Annotated in this window: 27 protein-coding genes and 1 pseudogene; all 28 read right to left on the bottom strand. The window is 37.7% G+C overall.

Annotation, left to right across the window (positions count from 1 at the left end):
* Positions 1-22: 22 nt before the first annotated feature.
* The gene (locus tag MKL35_RS15780) at positions 23-364 is read right to left on the bottom strand and encodes a phage tail protein (protein WP_114229300.1); all 342 of its coding nucleotides are present in this window, start codon (positions 362-364) and stop codon (positions 23-25) included.
* 108 nt (positions 365-472) lie between these two features.
* Positions 473-733 carry a hypothetical protein gene (locus tag MKL35_RS15775; RefSeq protein WP_032041505.1) on the bottom strand — a complete coding sequence of 87 codons (261 nt, stop codon included), beginning with the start codon at positions 731-733 and terminating at the stop codon, positions 473-475.
* A 10-nt stretch (positions 734-743) separates the two neighbouring features.
* Entirely contained in the window at positions 744-4766 is a 4023-nt protein-coding gene (locus MKL35_RS15770; RefSeq protein WP_270914095.1) for a tape measure protein, read from the bottom strand.
* A gap of 60 nt (positions 4767-4826) precedes the next feature.
* Positions 4827-5228, bottom strand: a complete 402-nt coding sequence (locus MKL35_RS15765) for a J517_1871 family lipoprotein (RefSeq protein WP_240286025.1) — start codon at positions 5226-5228, stop codon at positions 4827-4829.
* A 55-nt stretch (positions 5229-5283) separates the two neighbouring features.
* On the bottom strand, positions 5284-5631 hold the full coding sequence (locus MKL35_RS15760) for a hypothetical protein (RefSeq protein ID WP_025465642.1): 348 nt from the start codon (positions 5629-5631) through the stop codon (positions 5284-5286).
* An 86-nt stretch (positions 5632-5717) separates the two neighbouring features.
* Positions 5718-6062 carry a hypothetical protein gene (locus MKL35_RS15755; protein WP_270914089.1) on the bottom strand — a complete coding sequence of 115 codons (345 nt, stop codon included), beginning with the start codon at positions 6060-6062 and terminating at the stop codon, positions 5718-5720.
* Positions 6059-6367, bottom strand: a complete 309-nt coding sequence (locus tag MKL35_RS15750) for a hypothetical protein (protein ID WP_270914087.1) — start codon at positions 6365-6367, stop codon at positions 6059-6061. The genes MKL35_RS15755 and MKL35_RS15750 overlap by 4 nt, the downstream gene beginning before the upstream one ends.
* A 207-nt stretch (positions 6368-6574) precedes the next feature.
* A complete protein-coding gene (locus MKL35_RS15745) occupies positions 6575-6841 on the bottom strand; it encodes a hypothetical protein (RefSeq protein WP_086223778.1) in 267 nt (88 codons plus the stop codon).
* A 242-nt stretch (positions 6842-7083) separates the two neighbouring features.
* Positions 7084-7665, bottom strand: a complete 582-nt coding sequence (locus tag MKL35_RS15740; protein WP_038405623.1) for a hypothetical protein — start codon at positions 7663-7665, stop codon at positions 7084-7086.
* Between the two features lie 107 nt (positions 7666-7772).
* Entirely contained in the window at positions 7773-8564 is a 792-nt protein-coding gene (locus tag MKL35_RS15735; protein ID WP_038405624.1) for a hypothetical protein, read from the bottom strand.
* A 379-nt stretch (positions 8565-8943) separates the two neighbouring features.
* Positions 8944-9477 (bottom strand): hypothetical protein, encoded by a 534-nt coding sequence (locus MKL35_RS15730; RefSeq protein ID WP_270914084.1) that lies wholly within the window; start codon positions 9475-9477, stop codon positions 8944-8946.
* A gap of 51 nt (positions 9478-9528) precedes the next feature.
* Entirely contained in the window at positions 9529-10464 is a 936-nt protein-coding gene (locus MKL35_RS15725; protein WP_270914082.1) for a phage tail tube protein, read from the bottom strand.
* A gap of 116 nt (positions 10465-10580) precedes the next feature.
* Entirely contained in the window at positions 10581-10979 is a 399-nt protein-coding gene (locus MKL35_RS15720; RefSeq protein WP_049065463.1) for a hypothetical protein, read from the bottom strand.
* Between the two features lies 1 nt (position 10980).
* A complete protein-coding gene (locus MKL35_RS15715; protein ID WP_270914080.1) occupies positions 10981-11349 on the bottom strand; it encodes an HK97 gp10 family phage protein in 369 nt (122 codons plus the stop codon).
* Positions 11321-11724, bottom strand: a pseudogene (locus tag MKL35_RS15710) (hypothetical protein). The gene MKL35_RS15715 and the pseudogene MKL35_RS15710 overlap by 29 nt, the downstream one beginning before the upstream one ends.
* An 8-nt stretch (positions 11725-11732) precedes the next feature.
* A complete protein-coding gene (locus tag MKL35_RS15705; protein WP_151741618.1) occupies positions 11733-12101 on the bottom strand; it encodes a glutamate 5-kinase in 369 nt (122 codons plus the stop codon).
* A 3-nt stretch (positions 12102-12104) separates the two neighbouring features.
* Positions 12105-12494, bottom strand: a complete 390-nt coding sequence (locus MKL35_RS15700) for a hypothetical protein (protein WP_151741619.1) — start codon at positions 12492-12494, stop codon at positions 12105-12107.
* 4 nt (positions 12495-12498) lie between these two features.
* The gene (locus MKL35_RS15695; protein ID WP_151741620.1) at positions 12499-13146 is read right to left on the bottom strand and encodes an Ish1 domain-containing protein; all 648 of its coding nucleotides are present in this window, start codon (positions 13144-13146) and stop codon (positions 12499-12501) included.
* Positions 13147-13189: 43 nt separating this feature from the next.
* On the bottom strand, positions 13190-14146 hold the full coding sequence (locus tag MKL35_RS15690) for a major capsid protein (RefSeq protein WP_151741621.1): 957 nt from the start codon (positions 14144-14146) through the stop codon (positions 13190-13192).
* A gap of 17 nt (positions 14147-14163) precedes the next feature.
* The gene (locus tag MKL35_RS15685) at positions 14164-14919 is read right to left on the bottom strand and encodes a DUF6651 domain-containing protein (RefSeq protein WP_151741622.1); all 756 of its coding nucleotides are present in this window, start codon (positions 14917-14919) and stop codon (positions 14164-14166) included.
* A gap of 107 nt (positions 14920-15026) precedes the next feature.
* Positions 15027-15341, bottom strand: a complete 315-nt coding sequence (locus MKL35_RS15680; RefSeq protein WP_151741636.1) for a Gp49 family protein — start codon at positions 15339-15341, stop codon at positions 15027-15029.
* A gap of 154 nt (positions 15342-15495) precedes the next feature.
* Positions 15496-16599: a minor capsid protein gene (locus MKL35_RS15675; protein ID WP_151741623.1), complete on the bottom strand. Its 1104-nt coding sequence runs from the start codon at positions 16597-16599 to the stop codon at positions 15496-15498.
* A 10-nt stretch (positions 16600-16609) separates the two neighbouring features.
* Complete coding sequence (locus tag MKL35_RS15670) at positions 16610-18049, bottom strand: DUF4055 domain-containing protein (protein ID WP_270914074.1); 1440 nt, start codon at positions 18047-18049, stop codon at positions 16610-16612.
* Complete coding sequence (terL, locus tag MKL35_RS15665) at positions 18046-19473, bottom strand: phage terminase large subunit (RefSeq protein WP_270914072.1); 1428 nt, start codon at positions 19471-19473, stop codon at positions 18046-18048. The genes MKL35_RS15670 and terL overlap by 4 nt, the downstream gene beginning before the upstream one ends.
* Entirely contained in the window at positions 19463-19933 is a 471-nt protein-coding gene (locus MKL35_RS15660) for a DUF2280 domain-containing protein (RefSeq protein ID WP_002132557.1), read from the bottom strand. The genes terL and MKL35_RS15660 overlap by 11 nt, the downstream gene beginning before the upstream one ends.
* Before the next feature lie 58 nt (positions 19934-19991).
* Complete coding sequence (locus tag MKL35_RS15655) at positions 19992-20633, bottom strand: putative metallopeptidase (protein ID WP_270914069.1); 642 nt, start codon at positions 20631-20633, stop codon at positions 19992-19994.
* The gene (locus tag MKL35_RS15650) at positions 20602-21036 is read right to left on the bottom strand and encodes a hypothetical protein (RefSeq protein WP_114271427.1); all 435 of its coding nucleotides are present in this window, start codon (positions 21034-21036) and stop codon (positions 20602-20604) included. Before MKL35_RS15650 ends, MKL35_RS15655 begins: the two co-directional genes overlap by 32 nt.
* A gap of 60 nt (positions 21037-21096) precedes the next feature.
* Positions 21097-21552 (bottom strand): hypothetical protein, encoded by a 456-nt coding sequence (locus MKL35_RS15645; RefSeq protein WP_270914066.1) that lies wholly within the window; start codon positions 21550-21552, stop codon positions 21097-21099.
* Positions 21553-22058 lie beyond the last annotated feature (506 nt).

The raw sequence follows: 22058 nt of genomic DNA, 5'->3' as shown, positions 1-22058 counted from the left end.
GGGGCTTTGAAGAGATTTAAAGTTAAGGGTAAAAGACTTGAGTGAATGTCGTTGAGATTTGCCAAGTGTCACCGCCAATTTGGCGAGGCTGATATTCACCGGCTTTAACTCTGACTTCGCCGTCTAGTGGTGAATCCCAAAGGAAAGAATCCGCACCTTTGTGTTGATCAAAGAATGCTTTTATTTGCATGATTTCTGCTTTGTATGCAGTTCTTTGATATGACCACTCACCAGATTTGTTATTGATACCTACGGCGGTGTTTTGTTCATAACCGTCACCAAATTTAGAGGACAAAGTATTAAACCGCTGAGTATTACTATTGCCATCTAAGTCACACTCAAATGTGAATTTAAGATCACTCATAAATTTTTCTCACAAAAAAAGCCCGCATTAAGCGAGCTTTTAATAGTCATATCTTAAGTATGACCAGATTAATAAAACTATACTGTAATTAACACAAAAGAGGAAATATCATTCTGGCTCAGTAATATCACTTAAATGAGCATCAAAAGTTCCAGTAACTAAATTTTGTTCTCTATCATTTGAAAATTCTCGGTTAAGTAATAGATGATCTCTAACTTTATTCGTATGTTGAATATAGTCAGCATGATCAATGACGCCCTTATCGACTAGATACATAACCAAAGAGCTAATTAAAAGTCGGTTGCTCGTCCAAGCTTCCATTGTTAAATCTGTTGATTGTTCTGCCAACTTTTCTAGCATTTTATCCATAATTTATTTATTACCTCATTTTTGTAAATTCACCACCTTGACGAGCAGCCATTCTGAAACGGTTATCCACTTCAGAACGAGCTACCTCTTTAACAATCTTACCAATAGTAACAAGTAGATCTCCATCCGAATTTGTCGAAGTTTCAACTTTTTCTGAACTGTAATTATTAATAATTACATTAGGTTGAGACTTCTCAATTCTGCCTGAGTTAATAGCATCAAACTGACGTACCTCACGTCGAGTTGCTATAACGTCTGTAGTATTGTTAGAAACATAACCTCCGTTCGCATACCCTCCTGGAGAGCTAGTACGCATGTTCTCAACAACACTTACACCTCCCCATCTTTTGATATCATCTTGCGACCAAACAACCTCACCCTTATGCACAATCCCTGCTGGAGTATGTTTAAGTCCATTACCTGTATAACCACCATCAGAGAATCCTGCAATCGTTTGAGCTGCAATGAGGCCTACGTTTGCATAACCAAGACCAGTTATCATCGTGGCATATGTGGTTTTTTGATCTAATGTTAATGCAGATGGATCTGCCATAACTTGTGCTGCTGCTAAATGAGTCGAGACCATTGCTGAAGCAATTGCCATTGCTTGTTGCATTAAAAACATCGTCTTATAGGCTGCACTTTGTTCACCTGCAGACTCTCTTACCATCGAAGTCATGTTCCCCCAAACTCCTGAAGCTTGGGACAATAAGTTACTATAAAGACCTAATTGAGCTTGATATTGGGTATTTACCAAATCTTTATACTTCTCAGCATGCTCTTCTTGGATCTTTAATTTGTTTTCTTCGTGGATTCTTACTGCATCTTCAATTCGTTTGTTGTACTCAAGAACGGTGATTTCCTTTTGTTCAAGCTGCATCTTGAGATCTCGTCCCTTATTAATCAACGAGTTGTCATTGTCACCAAGAGCATTTCTTTCACTAAACTGTAAAGAAAGAGTTGGTCTTTGCCCAACTGGTGTTGCTAACATTTCTCTCTCTTGTTTTAGTTCAAGTAAGGCTTTTAAATTTGATTGCTCATATGAAGCCTGACGAGCAGCTTTTGTAAGTTGCAATAGTTTTAATTCATGCTGATATTGTTGATCAAGATAACTAATAGCTTCATCACGCTGTTCTTTACTTAATTCAATATCATGAGCTGCAAAAAATTTTTTTCTATTGAAACTGTCTAAGAGAAGTTGTTCCTCCGTCAAATCAAATTGTTTATAGTCTTCCAACTTGGTTTTAAGTGTTTGTTGTGCTATCGCAATTTCATTATCAGCTCGTGCTTGTAATTCAGCCTTAATTTCCTCTTTACGCTCAGGACTAAAATTAGCTTTATCAACATCTACAAGTTTTTTAGCTAGATCATTTCTAATCTTAGTAACTTGATTAGCAACTTCATTTTCAAGCTGAAGACGTAACTTAGCTTGTTCTTCAGCTAACTTGGTGTTGTCCTGGAGTAATTTATCAAAATCTTTCGACGATATATCTCCCGCTGTATATCCATTAGCACCAGCTACATACCCCTTAAAGTCTTTCCAGTATTGGTTGTTATATTTGCCAATACCTTTACCCTTTTGGACATTGCCTTCACCAGCGTGGTAGGCTCTGACAGCTTTTTCTAAATCTCCCTTGAAAAGTTTTAAAAGGTAAGACATGTACTTACCAGCACCTTCAGCAGACTGAGCTAAGTCATAACGGTCTTTTACACCATATTGCTTTGCTGTGCCCGCAAGAAACTGGAATCCACCTGTTGCTCCAGTACTTTTATTGACTAGATCAGTTCGCCCACTGTTTCCAGTTTCAATTGCATGAATTGCAGATAAGGTGCCAGCTGGCAAGTTATACTTAGCTTCAATATCGGCAAAATTATATTTAGCCGCATTAGCTTTAACTTTCTCATTCACTTGTAGAACTTTTTGTTGTTTCTCAAGTTCACTCGTATGTTTTCGCTCAGCAGCAGTTAGCTCATCCTTTTTGTCTTTCAGTACATCGAGGGCCTTTTGAGCTTGTGCAACTAAATCCATCTCCTCTTTGGTTACAATTGCAGTAGTTCCTGGAGGAGCAACGGCTTGTTTTGCCTTTTGAAGTTCAATAATCTTTTTAACAGTTTCTTCACTGTACCCAAGATTTAATAACGCCAGCTCTTCATTCGATTTAAGTACTTCTGAACGAAGACTTTCGAAATAACCTTTTTGCGCTTTAGCTGCACGATCGGCTGCGTTAGCATTACCATGTAGCTCATCCGTATTATTCTTTACTTGTACTGCTGCATTTTGTGCCTTGTTGCCAGCAATACTAACCTCCACACCGAATATTTTGAGCTTTTCTGCAGACAAACTTGCTTTAGATGAATTTTCATCATATTGGGTAGCTTGCTTTTTAAGATTTTCATACAGATCGGTAGGCAGTTTAATTTTATTTAAACGTTCTATGGCTTCTGAATAACTGATTGTTCCAGTTCGTGCATCTTGTGAAATCTTTTCAACTTCTTTATTTCCTCGTGCATAGTTTTCGATATCAATTAAAGCTGCTCCGACTGCGAATGAGGATTTTTCTAGTGCTTCATTTTGGGCCTTGAACGCAGTAGTTAAATCATTAACGGCTTTTGCCTTGTCATTGCCAGATAATTTTTTTAGAGCCTCATCTGTTCTTTCAGCAACTTTTGCTTGTTCTTCAAGTTTTTTGTTGGCCTCAGCAGTATTGTCTCTCATTAATAAATAACCAGCTGCTAAGCTTGCTACGGTAATACCTATACCTACGGGTCCGCCTAATAAACCTAAAAGACGGGTTCCAATACCTATTGAGGCTGCTCCAGCTGCTGCTGTTCTTGCTTGAGCAGACGCTAAAGCTGTCTCAGTTGCTGCAAGTTCAGCATTTATTTTCGCTTGTTGTTGACGTAAAACTCCCATTCTTAACTCAGAGTTAATCGCACCTTGTGTAGAAATTTGCGACTTCATTCTTCTAAGTTCTAATTTAAGTTCTTCAACAACCAATGCTCTCGTTGCTTGGATATTAGCCATTTTAGCTTGAAGACTTTCTAACTCTTGAGCAGCTGCAGAACGTTCAGCTTGAATGGCAGCATATTGCACTACAGTTTGTGCTGCTAGTTCTTTAGTTTTTGCAGCTACCGCAATTCCTGATGCGTAAATTGCTGGAATATAGGTTCCAGCCCAATATGCTCCCCCCAGTATTAACGCTGATGTTAATGTATCTAAATTACCTGCCAGAGTCTGAACAGAACCAGCTAATACTTGTGCTGCACCAGATCCCTTTCCAGATTCGCCAACAAATTTAGTAATTTCATTGTTTAAAAGTGTGAGAGACTGCCCGATTGTGATATCTGTTTTAGCAAACAAAGCATCAACATCATTTTGAACATTCTTCAGTGCTTTAACGATTTCTTGTGATGTAATTTTTCCTTGTGCAGCGACAGAACGTAATTCGCCAACTGTAATACCCATGCCCTGAGCAATTGCTTTAGCCAAAGCTGGAGTTTGTTCCATTACCGAGTTAAGTTCTTCTCCCCTTAGCGTTCCACTCGCCAGAGCCTGACCAAATTGGACTAATGCAGCATCCGCAGCTTGAGCACTTGCACCACTAATTGCCACAGCTTTTGATACCGTTTCTGTTAATCGAGCTGTATCATCCATGGTTAAGTTTAAGGTTTTAGCATTGTCACTAAAGCGTTGATAAACTTGTAAAACCGAATCCCATGCTGAATAAGTTTTTTGAGCTATACGGAAAGTATCCTCTGTTGCTTTATTTAACTCAGCTTGATTACTGGTTACTAATTTGAGTCTGTTTTGAAGACCGGTATATGTATCCATTTTAGAAATGGCAGTACTAATGGTGATTAGGCCAGCCATGTGCCCAGCAAGTGCACGGGTTGAGATCGAAAGGCTATCCATTGATTTAGAAGCAAAATCTCCTTTCTTCTCTATACTGTCGAGTTCATTGCCTAAATTACGCGCATTACGTTCAGCATTTTTAGAATCTATAACAATGACTAAACGGGACTCTTGTGCCATATCACTTTTCTCCAAGCAATAAAAAACCCAGCACATAGCTGGGTCATTGAAGGGATAAACTTACATTTCTTTAGCGCACTTTAATGACGCTTGTTTAAGGTCGTAATCGGCTTTGTAAAGCATATTCAAATTAGAAGCACTCAGAGTTGTCCTAACTTCTAATATATTTTTATCTAATCGCTTCACTTCTAAAGTCATACCATTTTGGACATAAATAGTATTATTGAAAAACTTAATCTTGTTTAAAAACACATGGCCGCTAGTATCTTCGCAAAGTACTCCAGAGCCATCTCTATCAAGTTTGATTGTAGATAAACCAGGACCAATTGAAGTTGTCCAAATTCCATTTGTTTGTGGCATATTTGGAATAATTTCATTAAATTTATTATTCATCATTTGGGTTGCTGGAGTAACACAACCAGTCAACAAAGCGGCAAGACTGATTAAAATAATTTTTTTCATTTTTACACCCAAGAATAAACCTTAACTATTTACTAACAATAAATGAATACTTAATTTATTCATACATTTCCATACAACCTAAATAATATTTAGCTGAGAATTCATTTAACTGCTCTTGTTTTATTGAAGGTGTTGAATAACTTGGTTGCTCATAAGCATCGCGAATAATTAAGTTAGTTACCTTTTGCATATTTTTATTGGGATTATTTTTTAAGGCATAATCATTTGCTTTCAATGCCTGTATTAAAGGCGCGCCATTCTGCTTTTGTTGCATAATTACATTTGCAATTTCCATTATATTCCTACAGTTTTGCTCATGTACATTATCACTTACAGGCTGATCCGGTTTTGCTAATGCTAGTATAGGTAAGTAAAGCAAAACCATTAAAGTTATCTTTCTCATGAAAATTTCCATCTAAATTAATGGGTAAAATTTAACAGTTCAGAGTTTTAAAAACTACCCATCAACCTTCATGATTTTTTAAAGCATTAAATACATTTAATAGACCAAGCATGTTTATAAAATTTAATCACAGCCTCAAAATCTCTCAAAAGCACTTCTTCTGAATATTGATGTGGAGAAAGCTTCAGTAGTGCTGGCATATAATGATTTTTGTAGACTTCAGGATATGTCTTACACAATATCTTTCGCTTCTCATCATTTGGTACATCATGATTATTTAATGCATCAAGCATCTTATCTATTTCATGTTTTGAAGTTAGATACTCCTCTTCCACTGAAGGAGGAAGTGGTTTAATTTCAACTCCTTTGGAACAACCAATAAAAGTCAAAGAGATCAATAAACAAGAAGATAAAAAAGTTGGATTTCTCATCTTCCGTACTTTCTCTTTTTTAGACGATCATGCAGCCCAATTACATCAAAAAAAGCGTGAAAGCCAATTACTAGTGGTAAAACAACCACTCCCCAACGGAGTGTGTCAAAATTGCTAATAATTACTTCGCGGAATGGATAATTAAAGAACATTTCAAAATTTACTAACGATTTTAATACTGGAAAATAAATAATCATGCTCCCAACTATCAGCACCATATAAATTACTGATAGATAGAAAACTCTTGGATATTCTTCAAAGACATCATTCAACACCCACATCTTATCTGTAAGCTTTCCAAACATATTACACCCCATCAAAATATAAATTTATTAAAATTAATTGTTTATAAGTTATATCTTACACACAAAAACAAATTACGAGAAGATAGTTATTAAAAATCATCCAAAGGTGTTTAAATATGATTTCAAAATTTGATTAGATGCTTCATAGTCTTTTATACATTCATTTAAAAACATTGTTGAATAATCCTCCCTGTATGTTTTTCTTTCTCATTCATTAACAGGAAAGGTTATAAAGTCGTAAGCAAAGTCTATTAATTTCTTACTAAAAACAATCCCCACTTCATCATGGATTCTTTCTTCGACTAAATTATATTGATCCTCTCGACTTTGACCATTGAAATAATTATCCCAATAAATCAATGCTAGCTCTGTATATGAACTACACCTTTTCTTTATTTCCATTATTTCCAATGGTTTGGCTTGAACCGTACCTATCAATGTAAGCATGAGTGTAAATAAATAAAACTTTTTCATAAATTACCCCTTGTTTAGGAGTAATTTAAAAAACTGATCATTAAATGTCACATAAAGAAAAAACCGCCTTTCGGCGGTTCTTGTTAACTTTATGCTTGCATTTCGTCTTCTTCAAATGGAAGTTCTGCAGACCAACATGACCCAAATAAGAATTATCTAAATATCAATAAGAAAAAAGGTAAGTAATTCAATATAATTTCCATTTAATTAAAGCACCCTAGGGTGCTTTTTAATTTGCATATTTATAATCCACTTATGTCTTTTACTTTTTGTTCTTTATAGCAAGATTCCGTATTAAAAAACTCATATGCAACTGTAATATAACCTTCGTTAGTACTTTTTGCTTTTGCTTTTAAAATGATGTTTTTAACACCATTTGGTTCTTCTGGCTCCCAAGTAGCAGCTAAAGTTCGCTCCTCCTTATACAACCCCATCATCCATTCATTTGGTTGATTCCAGATGCTTTTTGATCTCAGGAAGTTATAATCTCCATTTGGAGCACCATATTTTGCAGTTAAACCACCCTTAACTGAATCAAATTCAGAAGATAGACTGTCACCATATACACTTGTTTTTACTGGTTTTCCCCAGCCTACAACCTTGCACAAACCGATCGTTGGTGAAACTTTTACAATATAATCATTAAAACCAACATATGGCTTTGGCACATTTTTAATAATAAAATTTCCATTACCCATCTCTATCGGCTTAGAATCAAATTTCTTTATCTCATTTAAAGACATTCCTGCTTTAAGACCAAAAGGTATTTCTGCGCTAACTAATGGGCAATACACTATTAAAAAACATGCAATAATATTTCTCATATACTTCACTATTTGTTATAAAGTTTATGTAATTTAACAAGTGGTTAATGATGACGCAATAAAAACCACAATGACTAACGGCTCTTAGCAGGTTTTTTCAGACTAACCTATTCTGGCAAATCAATTGGTTCGTGAAACTTGATAATCTTATAAGCTGCTGGCTGATCCTTTATTGTTTCAACATTGACGTCTACCAAATAAGCTTTTTCATATATCTGATCTTCTCCATGAATCATTTCATGTTGAATATCGTCATTATCAAATAGAACTTTAACTTCTTTATCTGAGATGCTTTCTATTACACCTTTATAACCTTTTCGATTATCAGCTCGAGTTTGTGTCCAATAGAGAACAACTTTAGTATGCAATCCAACTATTGGCTCCTTTAGTTTTTCTATTTCTTTAGATGCCTTATTTTGAATAGCATTAGCCTCCAAACTATTAATGTTGATTGTAATAGTTCCCTTATTATTTGAAGCATCAACTTGTAAAATTGATCCACTATCTTTTGCAATTGGCTCTACAAACTTAGAAACCCTATTTAATGTTTGTTTGTCGAGATTATCTGGTTTGTTACCAGAACCCTTTAAAAACTCAATACACGCCTTTATATGGCTCGTAAAGTCAATTACTGTATTTGCATGTTCAGCAAATGGCATAAGAGCTGGTGCAAGAGCAACAAGTTCAGTAATTATGGAACCGGGTCTAATTTCTTTAATATAAAGTTTGATTTCATCAGAAACTAAATGATTATTTGTCTCCGCAATATAGTCTGAATACTCAGCACCTAAACTAATCATACTTTGGGCGAAGTCGATTAAGTCAACTGGGGCTTTATTCTTAATATTAACGGTTAGCATAGCTTCATCATCACTAGGCAATAATTCTATATTATCCACAACCACCCCATATAATTAAAATCCGTGCGACTTCACCTGTCGCTTACATTCTATATATACAGGGTAGTATGTTTAAAATTTTGTTGTTGGTCAATTAAATAGCAACAATCAAATTATTTTAGTTGCCGACCTTCATTTGCCTTCTTATGCGTTTCATCTAAGAACATATTGTCTAGAGAAAAAATACAATTATTAAAGATGTCTCTTTCTACTGGCAATTCATAGTGCTCGCAGTATGCAGAAATGGCCGAAATATCCAAAGATAGCGGAATACCCTGCTCATATCGTCTTGATCGAGAAATAACATTGTACGCAGAGATAATCGCATTTGAAGTATATGAATACTCGGGTTTCTCTATGACCTTAGCATTTTGAAGATTTAAGGCTTTTGCGATCGCTGTCTGCTTCGCGTTGTAGTCGCTCGCTTCTTCTTCTGAGTTGAACTTGCACCAGTTGTAGAGTTGGAGGACTTTCCCACGACTTCATCCTTATATGAATCAGCTTCTTTCTGGATATCTTCAGCTTCTTGCTTTACGTATAGCCAAATTGAAATGCCAATATCGCCCATGTTAAGAAGCTTCGTCGCATTTTCAAATGAATACTCCGGTTCGGTTTCAACCACTTCACCACCGTCAATCTTTTCTTCAAAAACTACGCCTTTCCAGTCTTCTATTAGATGACATGCAGCAGCTTCGAGAAGCAATTCATGATAAAGCTTGTCATCTTTACCAGCCTTACTGACATCAAAACCTTTTGAGGTAATCTGATTATTCGCACGCTCTAGTGCTACTTGATACGGTTTATATCCAGATCCGCGTATTTTAAATTCAGCTAGTACATTTCCTTCCGTGTCCGTATATTCTCGCCATTTACTGACAGTTTTGCTTGTTTGAATGGTTACTTTTAAAGCCATTTTCTACTCCAAAAAAAAGCAGCCATAAAGGCTGCTATCAGTAAAATTAAATTAAGGATTTGGGTTTGGTGCCGGTGCTGGAATACGAGTTATTGTTGGGTCTTCTTCAACAACTTTATATTCAAACGATGAGTTTAAAATATCGCTATTCCCTCCACTCGGTAATGGCGCAGTAATTTCCGCTTTAGGAATAAAAATTTCGTAAGTATTCCCTAACGTGTCAGTAATTGGGACTTTCAAAGAAATTGTTGCATTGGTGAATTGTTTCTCGTACATGTTTGAAGTATTTCGTGACCATGCTGCAGAAAATGAACCTGTACCACCAGCAAGTGTTTCTAAAATTGCACCTGGATTTATTCCACTTCCCAGACATTTTTGCACTTTCATAGTGTTATCCCATTTCAATGAAAAAGCGGTTAGACATGAAATACCAGCCTGTGAAACACCATCAATAAGAATGTCTCCTACCGACACATTTGACATTTTTGGATTATTATCTGCTGGAGTAATTACACCAGCTGGAGGTGCTGAAAAGTTAGTTCGTCCCAATGCTGCAATGCCAAAAGACATCGAAATTAGACCAGCTTCAGGAATATCAATGTTAAAAGAACTAACATGACATCCTCGAAAAACATGAAAATCATTCACGTCTTCAAAGCCACGCAGAACTGTGAAAGTTTGACGGAGTGATCCTCCAAAAGTCAGAATATTAGACGACCAGCTATTAAAAGCTGCAGCGGCCATTAAATCTTGTACAAGTTGACTGTATTTTGCTTCGAATTTGATTTCACCTGCAAAATCAGCACCGGTTATCATTGACGATCGAGACAATCTACCACTTGAGATAGATTTCGACTCTTCTTTAGTTACCGTTGCATCCAGAGTATTTTCTGTAAATTCAAAAGTTGTCCGAGCAAACGGTGTCGGTGTTACACCTACCGTTGTTTCTCTTGCGATTTGTGTCAGCTGACGTGCACCACTCGACATGGCTTATTACTCCTAACTTGGCATAAAAAAAGCCACCCGAAGGTGGCCGTTAAATTTTTGGCGTAAAAAACCGCCTTTTGGGCGGTGTGATTTAATTTAAGTAACTATCTTTCATATCAATTGACTGTAAATCCAATGGTCACATTCTGCTGCACAAAATCTCCATCTTTACCTGCATCAATCGATTGACCACTCCAGCATTTCAGATGTTGAACACTGTAGTATTCAAAATGAGCAAGCAAAACATCACCTAGAATTGTTATTTCCTGGTCTCCCGTATTAGGTCGAGCAAAACACTGAATTAAGATATTACCAGTACGACGTGTACACGGGGTATCACCAAGACCAACTGTGTAACTTGGCCCCCATTTAATTGTCAAACTACACCACAAACCTTTAGTTGGAACTGTAAAGCCTGGCTGATTGGAATATTTAATTCTTTCTTGAGAAATACCTTTAAAAGCCTCCATACGGTCTACTATGGCAAGTCTAGCTTCCTCTAAAGTCATTTCCATTTTAGCCACCGTACTTTTGAGTAATGTAAGTAAACGTTGTGCTGTAGATGCCTAACGGCGCTTGATCTGACCAGCCATTTTCTAAACGCTCTGCATAAGGCTTATTGTTTTGAATATAGATCAAACTACCAAGTTTAAATTTCACGGCTTGAATCGCTGCATCTTGCACAGCATTTGTAGTGGGCTCTCGCACTCCGTAGTCGCCAGATCCAATAGAAACAATATGTGAAGCTCGATAAGCTCCTGTATCAACAGGACTTGAAACAACGAGTGATTGCACTGTATCCATAGTGATTTTCTTTACATGCTCATCTGCTTGCTTTTCAACTTCAAAACTAAAGCTAGTCGGCTTTACTCCCGTCCACCCCATGTTTTACCTCACTTGCTTCAAACATTTCAAAAAGGTCTTGAGCGATTGCTTGAATTGAATACGCTTCAAACTCTACACTCGGCTCGCGCTCACCCATTCGCCGTTTTACTATTTGCCAGATATGAACAGACTCGTGTAAAAGCAATCCATAAACTTGAATTTGGTCCTTATCTGCCGTATCACCAATTTGGACAATTGCATATGCGCCATCTGAATAAGAACTAACCTGAGCATCTGCCCCATATCTAAAAATTGATCAGCATTACCCATATCTTCAAATAGCAAATCCATATGTATTTGATTTCTAGCAAGTGCATATTTGACATGCTGAAATGGTGAGATATACCACTCAGGAACATAATCAAGATTAATCATTTAAGCCCCTATACTTTTCGAAGCTGACATTTCCAACTTGCACTTATTGGGTCTTGTTTAATATGCATTATTCGAAATGTACCTTGCGCCGTGCTCCATTCATCATCAATCTTTGGCTCTTTGGTAACTTCATTCTGCAGCACAGTAGCTTTTTTATCTGTAGCCAATACTCCAAGTGTCAAAATTTCATATTGGTTATATGACCCAAATAAAACCCCACGGCCTTCGTAATGCTCAATTACATTTTCAGAAGCATTCGTTTTAGGATTCCACTGTGTGCTTAAAACCCGGTCACAAGTAAAGGGATGAACGGCGTGGGCAAGGTCTTCATTAAATGCTTCAGCAATATCAGCCTGAAGCTCTTCACGTAATCCCATAATTTATGCCCTGTAAAGTGGAATGCCAAAGCCATTAAAACTTACATTTGGATCTTTCAGATCAAGCGAATCAATATAATCAATTGCAATTTGTTCATAACTAGAAATGGCTACGGAACCGTCCTGGTATTCCTTTTCAGACTCTACCGAATCAGCTTTAACTTTCTTTCGTTTTAGTTGCTGCTCTTTGCCGTTATAAACAACCTTGGCAACAATACCCTTAACAATTTCACAAGCAGCGTCTTTTAGAAGTGGATCAACAGGCTCAGGCACAAACCCTATTCGGTTTTTCATCCAAACGTTTGCTAACTTAACCAGACGTGCTTTATCACTGTCCGGTGCAAAGTCACTGCCCAAAATTGAATTTGCGTCATCTACAGTGATAAAGCTCATATCATTATTCCTTCGGGATTAATTTAAGAAGTTCTGCTTTAGTTGCCGATGGTTTATAGCCAATGTTTTTACTAGCTAAAAACTCTTTTAATTGATCATTGGACCAATTTTCATAATCATTGGTTGCTGTTTCATTTTCTTGGGCCATAACAGAATCACCCGCTTCAATTTCAGCGATTCGAGCTTGCATTGCTGGAACGTTAGTTTTAAATGCTTCAAATTCAGCTTGGATGCTTACCACTTGTTCTTCAGCTGCCTTGGTGGCAATGCCTGCCTGCACCACAGCATCTTTCAAACGTGAATTTTCAGAAATTAACTCTGAACTATCACCATTAGCTTGTTCTAAAATTTCGATTTTCTGTTTAAGTTGAGTGTTTTCTTCAACAACTTTTTCACACTCTGCTTTTGTATTATCAATGACCTCTTGCAGCTCTGGTGTGATTCCCACAGCGACATCTACTTTAGCAAGCGTACCAGATGAACGTTTATAGTGAAGAGGAACATCACCACCATATTCATCTGCTGGCTCGATTGAAGTGTCTGCAGCAGCTAAGCGCGCATTTCTTAAAACCCAGCCTTCTCCTTGAAGTTTGTTTACATTCACAACCGAAAAATCATTTGTAAAATAGATTTTTTTTGATTTTGCTTTCATTTCATTTTTCCAAAAAAATAGCCCCTAAATAGGGGCTAAGAATTTATTTTGATTTTACCAAAACACCAGCAGTGTCTTTAATTGAACTAGCAATTAAATCCCAGTTTGTTGGCGTACCGATTGAGGCATCATTTGGAGATTTACCGCCGTTTGCCATATCCCATGCATAGCCTTTGACACCAACGCCATAAGTCCACTCACCTTGATATGTATACTTAAGATTTTCTCCACCAGTTGTTGGCACCAATTCCGCATTAAAGTCTTTATTATCTTTAATTACGATAGCTTCTTCGACCAAGCCTAAAGAGTTGAAGTAAGGTGTACCTGCTTTATCACCAACAAGAGCTGGCGAATCAGTAATGACAAAAACGCGGCCGAATGGATCTCGAATTACATTCACACCGTCATAATTAAATAATCGTTCAGTGTTAGCCAAGGCGTTGTCATAAAGATTGTGAATAGTTGTTGAGTGAACGATCCAAGAGCGTAAAGCTCCAGAACGATCACCCATTCGTCCAGCACCTTTATTTAGCAAGCGGAAGCTTGGATCAGCAATTCCGTCACCTTCTACTGCTGCCGTATTACCTGAGATTGCAGAAACGGTACCGAGAATACCTGCATTCAACATATCCGCAATTTTAGCTTTGCCAAGTTGCTCACCGATGGTTAATGCTGCTAATTCTGGATTTTGAAGAATCCAATGATATTGCTGCACTTCATATTCAATTGGTGGTGTGCCCGCAGCAACTTTCACAGCGACATCAAGCATTTGTTCAAGTCGCTTAGATGCAACTGTACCACTACCATAAGCATTACGACGGCGAACTAGACCTTGAATGGCTTTAAAGGAAGCTTTTAAGTCAAAGTCGCCATTGAAAGGCTCATTGAGAAGTACAATAGTCCCTTGTGAGGCTTCGTTAAACTTATTAACGTCTTGTGCCACTGTTTCTGTCATTGACACATAAGTTTGTTTATTAAATACCTGTAAATCAAAAGGCATGGGGAATTTCTCCTAAATTAATTTTGCTCGCCGACTTGTTTGAGATATGCAATTTTTTCGGCTTCTGTTTTGCAATCTGCTAATGATTTGGCAGTTACGCCACCTTGACCGCCTTTACCTTGAAAACCTCCCCCGCTAGCTTGGCTTGGCTTAAGGATTGAATCTTTGAACTGATATCCACCAACCAAGCTTTCTAATGCCTCATCAAAATCAGCAACTTCACCTGGTCGTGCACGTGAAAAGATTTTTTGTCCATCTGGACCGTATGCAATGACTTTGCCTTCTTCGATTTTGAAATTTTTCCCGAATTGAGCTTGGATCATGTCAGCAGGCACAGACAGGTTGTCTTGAATGTACTTAGAACGAGCAAAACCACCGCCAATAAGTTCGTTATGCAGTTGGGCTTGAAAGTCATCACGCTCCTTAACAATCGGTGCGTACTTTTCTTCAACAGCTTTAATGGCTTCTGCTTTAACCTTTTCGACTTCACCTGCATCAACAAGTTTCTTGTCATCAAAGTTTTTTAAAGTTTCGATTGCCTTTTTGGCTGCAGCTGGATCATCAATCCCTTCAAATGCTTTTAAACTTGCTTCAGCTTGTTCTTTAGCAAGACGATGGTTTTTAGATTCAGTCCCCAGCTCATCAATTTTCGAAATTGCACGTGGTGCATCAAAACCGACTTCTTTCCCATCATCATGAACATAAACAGGATGTCCATGTTCATTGATTACTGCGTAAGTCTTACCTTCAATAGTTACTGTTTTAAGTTTCATAGGTTTCCACCATTAATTATTGAGTTTCCACTCGTTTCGCTGTTTGCTTCCGCTTTCAGCAAGCAATAAAAAAGCGCCCTTTAGGACGCTAAATTTCGATTAATAACTTAGATATTTGTTGCAAATAAACGGTATCCTTCTAGCTCCCAAAGTTTATTTTCTGCGAGTTTTTCTGCATTACCACGAGCCATACGCTCACCAATTTCAGCATCAAAGTTTTCAGCATTCACGCACGCACTAAATCCCGTAGCTAGAAAAAAATTTCCATCTAGAAATGCATGAACAAATGTAGATGTCGTTCCACCTGGGCGCTGTTCGACCGTATATGTCACCCGCTTCATTAATGCATCAATTTGAGCTTTAGTTACTCGAGGCGCTACGGATTTTTTAGCTAATTCTTGCTCTGTTACATCTATGGTCATTTTCATACTCACAAAAAAAGCACCTGAAGGTGCTATGGTTGAAATTTTAATTAGCGTTTCCGCTTTAAGTAATTTTTAATGTGCTTTTTTCTTTGCCAGTAGATAAACCCACAGACAACGAAAATTGAAACAAAGATAAATTCTGGACTAATACTCATAATCCCAACTCTTTAAATGTCTGTTCATCCAACTTACGAAGTTGATCAAGTGTGTAAAGTCGCCCTTCAGGATCAAAGAACTTATCAAAATCAAATTTACCTTCCTTGTAGAGCTGGTAACGCTTCGGCCCTAACCACTCTTTTTGGAAAAATTCATCTGTTTTGTTGAAAAACTCTTTGAAATTGGTATTTGCATCTAACTGCCCAATTAATTGACTTCTCTCATCTTTTGGAATGTCCTTTACTCGACGCTCATCCATTACAAACGGACGTTGACCACTTAACTCTCCATCTTTTTCGACCGGCACCAAAATGCTGCGGCAATGAGGATGCAACGGCGGCACGCGTTTCGCAGGATCGCTTATTTCCCAAATTGAACCATCAAGAGATGCGCATAACTTAGAAGTTCGACCATCTAAAACGCTAACAAATCGGACATATTCAAAACCTATCTTGTTATAGCTGGATAAATAGGCTTGATTGGCAACATGGCTTCGTACTGTTCTAACCGTACGATCTATATCAGACTTGGTACCATTTAAAATACCATCCTCATAATTAAGCCGTTTGGTACCACGAATACGCTGAACAATTTCCTGATTGGTTTTGCCTGTGCTAATTCCATCACGAATAGCGTATTCAACTTTTTGCCGTGCACTGTCAGCTATTCTAGAAAGCAGGTCGTCTACTAACGCACCGCCAGTAAGAGGAACCTTTTTAGCTGCAGAATAAAGCTTTTCACCCTCAGGCTTTTTGATATTACTACCGTATAACTTAGCCATATAATTGGCTTCATAAACAGCTAGAGCGGTTGCTGAAAGTGCAAATGCTTCGGGTAATTTAGTATTTACACTAACAAACCATTGATCTATTAAGTCCTTAATTTCTCTGAGGCTAGCAGTAGTATATTTACCTCCAGCTAAAGCAATTTTCTCTGAATCATTGAGCTCATCCAATAAATCACGAAGCTTAGATAACATTGCATTCGTATCATCATTAAATAAGCCTAGTAATTCATTTACAGTTTTTGAAGAAGCCCGATAAAGATAAGCCTGGTGCTGTGTGAGAGCTTCAAAAAGATTCTTTATATCTGCCGCCATCTCACATTACCTATTGATTTACTGTCCCATCTTTTTCGGATTCGACATTAACTAGCTCTTCTTCATATTTTTGTTTTGGGAACATTCCTGTCTGGTTGTATTCCCACCAAGATTTAAACGAAGAACGGCCCTGAAGGGCTGCTTCATATAACTGACGGGCAAGCTCAGCAAGATATCCTTGTTTGTTGAACTCTTGGCTAATTTCGAACATGAGTTCATCTTTAGTCAGAACATCAACATTTGCGATTACGTATTTGGCACACCATCGCAAAGCCATTGATAACGCTTCATTCATGTTCACTACACATAGCGATAGAACAGAATGCTGCACAGCATCATCATTGTTTGCTTCAGTAGCTGTTTTGGCAGCAGAACCCTTTTCAATTAAGCGTGCGCCTAATTCTTTCATTTGGCTCCACTTATCTTTCATTGCCTCACGCGCCAAAGTGTTAGGATTAGCTTGTTCGATCCCAATTTTGCCATTTTCAGGTAAAGGTAAAAGAACCTTAGCGCCAACATAAATGCCTCGAGCTTTTGCCTCATCAAACCATTGCCAGCTTACTCCGCTCACATAATATTGTGGTTGTCCCATATAAAAAACGGACTCTTGGAAGTCCGCACTGTCACGATAATGAGCTAAATTTAGATTTGTTAATGCAAGTAATGGAGGCTTCTTAATTTCTTCAGAATTATCTACCGCACCGACAAAAGTGAATGGAATATAAGACCAAGTTTTACCACTGTAATCAGTTGGAATTTTTTTTGGTCCGCCTTCATATTCTCCCTTGTCATTTTTGGTATAAATCTGAACAGAATAAGCAAAATCACCATTTTCATTTAGCTCTAAACGCAAAACTCTGAATTGTTCACGATCCTCTTTACTGAATCCATCACCTCCACGGGTAGAAACAACCTCACGGATAACAACTAAACAGAGTTTTTTCTGGTTCCCAACCATCATTGAATCCCAGTTAATAACATCAACTGCATTCAATAAGTGAATCATGGGATAAAAATTTTGCTCTTTATATTCCTTTAAATTTCTGGCCGGAATTACGTCTGGATAGTCCACGTATAGAGCACAACGATAGTGCTTCAATAAATGCCGGATCCCAGTCTGAGCCAATTGATATGCACTTAAACCAGCACCATTAGCATTTCGCTCTAAATGTTCCAATTCAGGAATAAACTTAAAACTTGGATCCGTTGCAAATGCTGCTCCCACCAAGCTATTTAACGTGGTTCCTGTTACCTCATAAAACACGGCACGTGTCAGGTAAGAAGAGTAAGCTGCATCATTTTCTGGTGTTTTGTCATGTGCGTTAGGTTTCGGTAAGTACTTCTCACGCTTTTCTTTTACAGCATCCTCACCATCACATACATCATCAATTTTTTGCCAGAGTCCTACGTTTTTTACATACTCTGCATGCTTAAAAGTTACATCACTCATCGAGCAAATCCCATTTTGGCAAAGAAGGCTTCAAAACCTTCATGTAATTCATTAAATGCATCAGATCCTGCATCAACCTGGTCGTCATGAGTACCATTTGGAAAATGACGAAGCTCATCAAGAAATTCTTTATTCCAATCACCTTTTAGCATTCGTACATTTCCTACATTAACTTGAGCAGCAAATGGTTGAGCTCGTGTGAGCTTGTCTCCTGAAATTGGTTTGGCTATTACGCTATAACCGGCAAGCAGTTTCACAAAAGAATTAGCTTGTGATTTACCTGCTTGACCGGGATCTTGTGGTAGACGTACAGAAACTTTTTTCCCATCAAGCTTTGCCGTTTGTTCTAAGCGCTTATTTACATTGTCTGGACCAAGCTGTCCTCTAGTTACATCAACAATATAAGTAAAGCCATCTGCACCGAGAGCTTCTCTTACGCCCACTGTAAAGTCACCTTCATTCTCAGTTGCACCAAAGTCCCATGCTCGGACTTGCTTCATTACATCCGCAGGTAAAGCATCAACAATTTGAATATTATCAGGCTTAAAAAAACCGCCTGCTGGCGGTGATGGCATTTGACGGTATTGCCCGGCAAATACATACGGTGCGGCTTGCTCCATTAGCCTCAATTTTTGAATATTGTGTTTTGCTGGCCACAATGCAGATCCATCTTCTTGAATAGCTGAAAGACATAGATGCTCCCATACTTCACCGTTACCACCAGCTATAGGAACGCCTTCCTTTCTATCTCCCAATAACCAGCCCGCTAAATCATCCTCATGCAAGCGCTGCATAATGACGATAATCGGTGTATCTGGTGAGTTTGTACGTGACTCGAGGGTGTTTTGAAACCAATCAATCACACCTTCACGAATTGTTTTAGAAGATGCTTCATGAGCTTTATGCGGGTCATCAATAATAATGCAGCCACCGAAGCCTTTACGAAGTTTTCCCGCACCAAATCCAGTAATGGTACCGCCTGTACCAGTTGCATAGCAGACACCACCTTCAGAAGTTCGCCAGAAGTCTTTAGCCTTACTATCTTCTCGTAATGTAAAGTCAGGAAAGACTTTCTTATAGGCTTCCTCTTGTACCAGTGTCCTTACTTGAAACGCATTATTAGCAGCAAGCATTGCCGAATAACTGATATGAATAAATTCCGAGTCTGGATTTTTACCGAAACACCATGACATGAAATTAATTACAGCAATTTCTGTTTTAGAATAGCGTGGTGGAACGTTAATAATTAACCGCTTAGTTTCACCGCGATAAACTTTCATCAAAGCTTCACAGATTTCTAAGTGGTGCCAGTTCTGCATCCATTTATAACCACGGCGCTCCTTAAACATGTACCTTGTGAAGAAATATAAATCTTCTTGCGCCTCGATCCTGATGGCTTTATCCCGAGCCGCATCAGTACTCATCTAAGACCTCTCTCCGCGCTTTTAAATACTCTTCCATTGGAACTGGCACATCTGAATTAACCGTTTGTAATGGTCCGCCGTCCTTGCCTGTTATTTCTTGGCGGTTAGTAAACTGACCTCCAATATCTTTTGCTGCCTGTTCTAGAATTTTTAGCGCTGTTTTAACGTTTCTAGTTCTATCAAGCTGTCTTTGATATTGCTTTAGACGGTAGTACTTATTAGCAATTGGAATATCAATTAAACCTTCATCAAATTTCTCTCTGGTCGATTCAAAAAGCTCAACAAATTTCTTGCTTAAGTTTCTGCCCGAATATTTCGTTGGGTCATAGCATTCGCATTGGCTACGACTAATATCAACTCCAAACTCTTGCTTGACCTGTTCAACCACTTCTTGAGGGGTATCACGGCATGCAAGAGCTTGAACAATAAATATTTTCACAGGCTCTTTTAGTGCTGCCATAAATTCCCCTTCGTACAGCTACGTACAGCAAACAGGTCAAAAAAAAGAGCCTTAAGGCTCAGTTGATTACGCAGTTTCCGCAGCATCTTGAAATTTCTAGATCCGAAACAAACGGCGGATTCTTTGCGACTTCAATAAGTCGCTTAACATTTTTGCTTGGGCCATAACGTTTAACTACGCCAATAAACTCTTCAACGTCATGACCTGCAAGATAGTGCTTAGGAAGACCAGAACTATCGCTATAAACAATTTCTCCGTCCTCGTCTCTCATCACTCCAATGTGATAAAGCTCATGTTCAAGCAAGTAACAGAACTCTGTATCATTTGCACGCTCACAAAAAGAAGCGTCGACAGTTATTAAGTAAGTTGGCACAAAGCCGAACCAGTCTCGCATCTGTTGCTCTTGTCGAGCTTTACGCCAGCCACCGACATTGAACATGACTTTTTCGCACTGGCCCAACACCATAGCTTGCTTGCTTTTATATGCAGAAGAGGCCCACGCGAATGCTAAAAATTCTTCATTATCGTGAAGCAGTTCACCTATGTGATCATGATCGGGGTTATAAAGAGGTCCACCAATAGTTAAGTAATTAGCAACAACCCATTTTTTTAGATCTGGTGCTGGTGTTAGTCTAATTGCTTCTTCTTCATCTGCTTGATCAATAAAATCAGTCGGTGGAAATGGTCTTATTTGCTCCATCTTCAATTCTCGCTAATTCACTTTTTATCCAGTTGATGACATATCCCGACAAAATAGAATCTGGATGAAAGCGCTCTATTTTATAACCCATCTCTTCAGCTTGATCATATCGATCAAGACTCCATGCTTTATTTGCCAGCTTTCCACCACGTCCACCAGACCAGGGCCCACCCTCAATTTCAATGAGCAAACGCAATTTCACAATATGAAAATCAAAGCGCCAGTGTTTGGTATGGATCGGTTGAAACTTACTTTCAAAACCAATCGCCAAATCCTCAAGTTCTTCCTTAAGTGTTGCCTCAGCCTCGAGATATTTTTGCTTCGCCTTAGGCAATGGCCGGCTTTTAGGTTTAGTTTTAGGTTCTTTTTTCCGAGTAAGCCAAAAGTATTCTGTAGAATCCATTATTCTCACCCATAAAAAAACCGCCCTAAGGCGGTGGCTAAACTCACAGGCAATATAGTATTACTTCTTAAAAGTTGCCTTATAAAGCTTTGAATTAAAGTAATCCGTAATTTCTTTACCTTCGTTTTGAATTTTTTCCTCATTTAAGGGTAAAAAATCTAATTCAGATTTGAAGCTCATATACTCTGGAATAAATTTCTTTATAGGCGGAGGTGGTTTAGGTCCACCTTCTGTAATTTTTTCGATAAATCCAGCTAACCATAAAATATACTCACCTTCTGAATTATGAGGAGGAATCAAACTCACATCTATTTTTACTTTACATTCATCTAATGGTCTACTAAACAATTCAACAAAATCAATAAAATTATATTTTAATTTAAATTCTGTTCCCTTAATTTCTCTGCGTATACATGTCATAAGTAAGTTCATATTTTCAATACAGTCATGTGAAAATAATTCCTCATCTTTAATTTTGTTATAAACATTTTCCGCAAACATGAGATACTGTGGCATTTCAGCAGCTCCTCATTTTTATAAAGTATTTTTTCTTAAGGTAGTCCAATTATAACAATGTTGCAACAAGAAATTTTCCATTTTTAGTTTAAAGAATTTTTTAAAATTATAAAGACGATTAGATTCAATAAATTAGTACGAATAAAAGCTAGGAAAGTTTGATTTTTCTAATGAGCTTTGAAATGGATTATTGTGTTTAGTTGATCAATTTAAAAAGCTTGGCTATTAGGCAAGCTTCCCCTTTTTGATATTTGCGCTGATCAACAAGGTTTAGTGTTACCTACAGCAACACACTGATAATACAGAAATATTTAAAAATAAAAAAGCCCACTTCCTATTTTTATTCAGAAATGGACTTAGCGAAAAAAACGCTTAAACCTGAAATAGGAAATATCTATTCGGAAATATTTCCAACTTCATATTGGCATAATATTTAAGCACTAGCAATAGGGATTGAATTAAAAATATCAAATATTCATATTTAAATAGATAAAGATTTCTTTTTT

Origin of the sequence: Acinetobacter sp. AOR41_HL (assembly GCF_027854645.1) — a bacterium.
In the GTDB taxonomy this organism is placed as follows: domain Bacteria; phylum Pseudomonadota; class Gammaproteobacteria; order Pseudomonadales; family Moraxellaceae; genus Acinetobacter; species Acinetobacter nosocomialis.
This window is presented reverse-complemented; position numbering and strand designations above follow the sequence as displayed.

What these genes read in the sequence shown, in the direction of transcription:
- MKL35_RS15675 (WP_151741623.1), bottom strand. Translation starts at nt 16,599, where the DNA reads ATGGCGGCAGATATAAAGAATCTTTTTGAAGCTCTCACACAGCACCAG.
- MKL35_RS15680 (WP_151741636.1), bottom strand. Translation starts at nt 15,341, where the DNA reads ATGACCATAGATGTAACAGAGCAAGAATTAGCTAAAAAATCCGTAGCG.
- MKL35_RS15730 (WP_270914084.1), bottom strand. Translation starts at nt 9,477, where the DNA reads ATGGCTTTAAAAGTAACCATTCAAACAAGCAAAACTGTCAGTAAATGG.
- terL (WP_270914072.1), bottom strand. Translation starts at nt 19,473, where the DNA reads ATGAGTACTGATGCGGCTCGGGATAAAGCCATCAGGATCGAGGCGCAA.
- MKL35_RS15775 (WP_032041505.1), bottom strand. Translation starts at nt 733, where the DNA reads ATGGATAAAATGCTAGAAAAGTTGGCAGAACAATCAACAGATTTAACA.
- MKL35_RS15715 (WP_270914080.1), bottom strand. Translation starts at nt 11,349, where the DNA reads ATGGGGTGGACGGGAGTAAAGCCGACTAGCTTTAGTTTTGAAGTTGAA.
- MKL35_RS15670 (WP_270914074.1), bottom strand. Translation starts at nt 18,049, where the DNA reads ATGAGTGATGTAACTTTTAAGCATGCAGAGTATGTAAAAAACGTAGGA.
- MKL35_RS15655 (WP_270914069.1), bottom strand. Translation starts at nt 20,633, where the DNA reads ATGGAGCAAATAAGACCATTTCCACCGACTGATTTTATTGATCAAGCA.
- MKL35_RS15705 (WP_151741618.1), bottom strand. Translation starts at nt 12,101, where the DNA reads ATGGGATTACGTGAAGAGCTTCAGGCTGATATTGCTGAAGCATTTAAT.
- MKL35_RS15750 (WP_270914087.1), bottom strand. Translation starts at nt 6,367, where the DNA reads ATGTTTGGAAAGCTTACAGATAAGATGTGGGTGTTGAATGATGTCTTT.
- MKL35_RS15765 (WP_240286025.1), bottom strand. Translation starts at nt 5,228, where the DNA reads ATGAAAAAAATTATTTTAATCAGTCTTGCCGCTTTGTTGACTGGTTGT.
- MKL35_RS15690 (WP_151741621.1), bottom strand. Translation starts at nt 14,146, where the DNA reads ATGCCTTTTGATTTACAGGTATTTAATAAACAAACTTATGTGTCAATG.
- MKL35_RS15720 (WP_049065463.1), bottom strand. Translation starts at nt 10,979, where the DNA reads ATGGAAATGACTTTAGAGGAAGCTAGACTTGCCATAGTAGACCGTATG.
- MKL35_RS15685 (WP_151741622.1), bottom strand. Translation starts at nt 14,919, where the DNA reads ATGAAACTTAAAACAGTAACTATTGAAGGTAAGACTTACGCAGTAATC.
- MKL35_RS15770 (WP_270914095.1), bottom strand. Translation starts at nt 4,766, where the DNA reads ATGGCACAAGAGTCCCGTTTAGTCATTGTTATAGATTCTAAAAATGCT.
- MKL35_RS15660 (WP_002132557.1), bottom strand. Translation starts at nt 19,933, where the DNA reads ATGGCAGCACTAAAAGAGCCTGTGAAAATATTTATTGTTCAAGCTCTT.
- MKL35_RS15725 (WP_270914082.1), bottom strand. Translation starts at nt 10,464, where the DNA reads ATGTCGAGTGGTGCACGTCAGCTGACACAAATCGCAAGAGAAACAACG.
- MKL35_RS15700 (WP_151741619.1), bottom strand. Translation starts at nt 12,494, where the DNA reads ATGAGCTTTATCACTGTAGATGACGCAAATTCAATTTTGGGCAGTGAC.
- MKL35_RS15760 (WP_025465642.1), bottom strand. Translation starts at nt 5,631, where the DNA reads ATGAGAAAGATAACTTTAATGGTTTTGCTTTACTTACCTATACTAGCA.
- MKL35_RS15745 (WP_086223778.1), bottom strand. Translation starts at nt 6,841, where the DNA reads ATGAAAAAGTTTTATTTATTTACACTCATGCTTACATTGATAGGTACG.
- MKL35_RS15650 (WP_114271427.1), bottom strand. Translation starts at nt 21,036, where the DNA reads ATGGATTCTACAGAATACTTTTGGCTTACTCGGAAAAAAGAACCTAAA.
- MKL35_RS15780 (WP_114229300.1), bottom strand. Translation starts at nt 364, where the DNA reads ATGAGTGATCTTAAATTCACATTTGAGTGTGACTTAGATGGCAATAGT.
- MKL35_RS15755 (WP_270914089.1), bottom strand. Translation starts at nt 6,062, where the DNA reads ATGAGAAATCCAACTTTTTTATCTTCTTGTTTATTGATCTCTTTGACT.
- MKL35_RS15740 (WP_038405623.1), bottom strand. Translation starts at nt 7,665, where the DNA reads ATGAGAAATATTATTGCATGTTTTTTAATAGTGTATTGCCCATTAGTT.
- MKL35_RS15645 (WP_270914066.1), bottom strand. Translation starts at nt 21,552, where the DNA reads ATGCCACAGTATCTCATGTTTGCGGAAAATGTTTATAACAAAATTAAA.
- MKL35_RS15695 (WP_151741620.1), bottom strand. Translation starts at nt 13,146, where the DNA reads ATGAAAGCAAAATCAAAAAAAATCTATTTTACAAATGATTTTTCGGTT.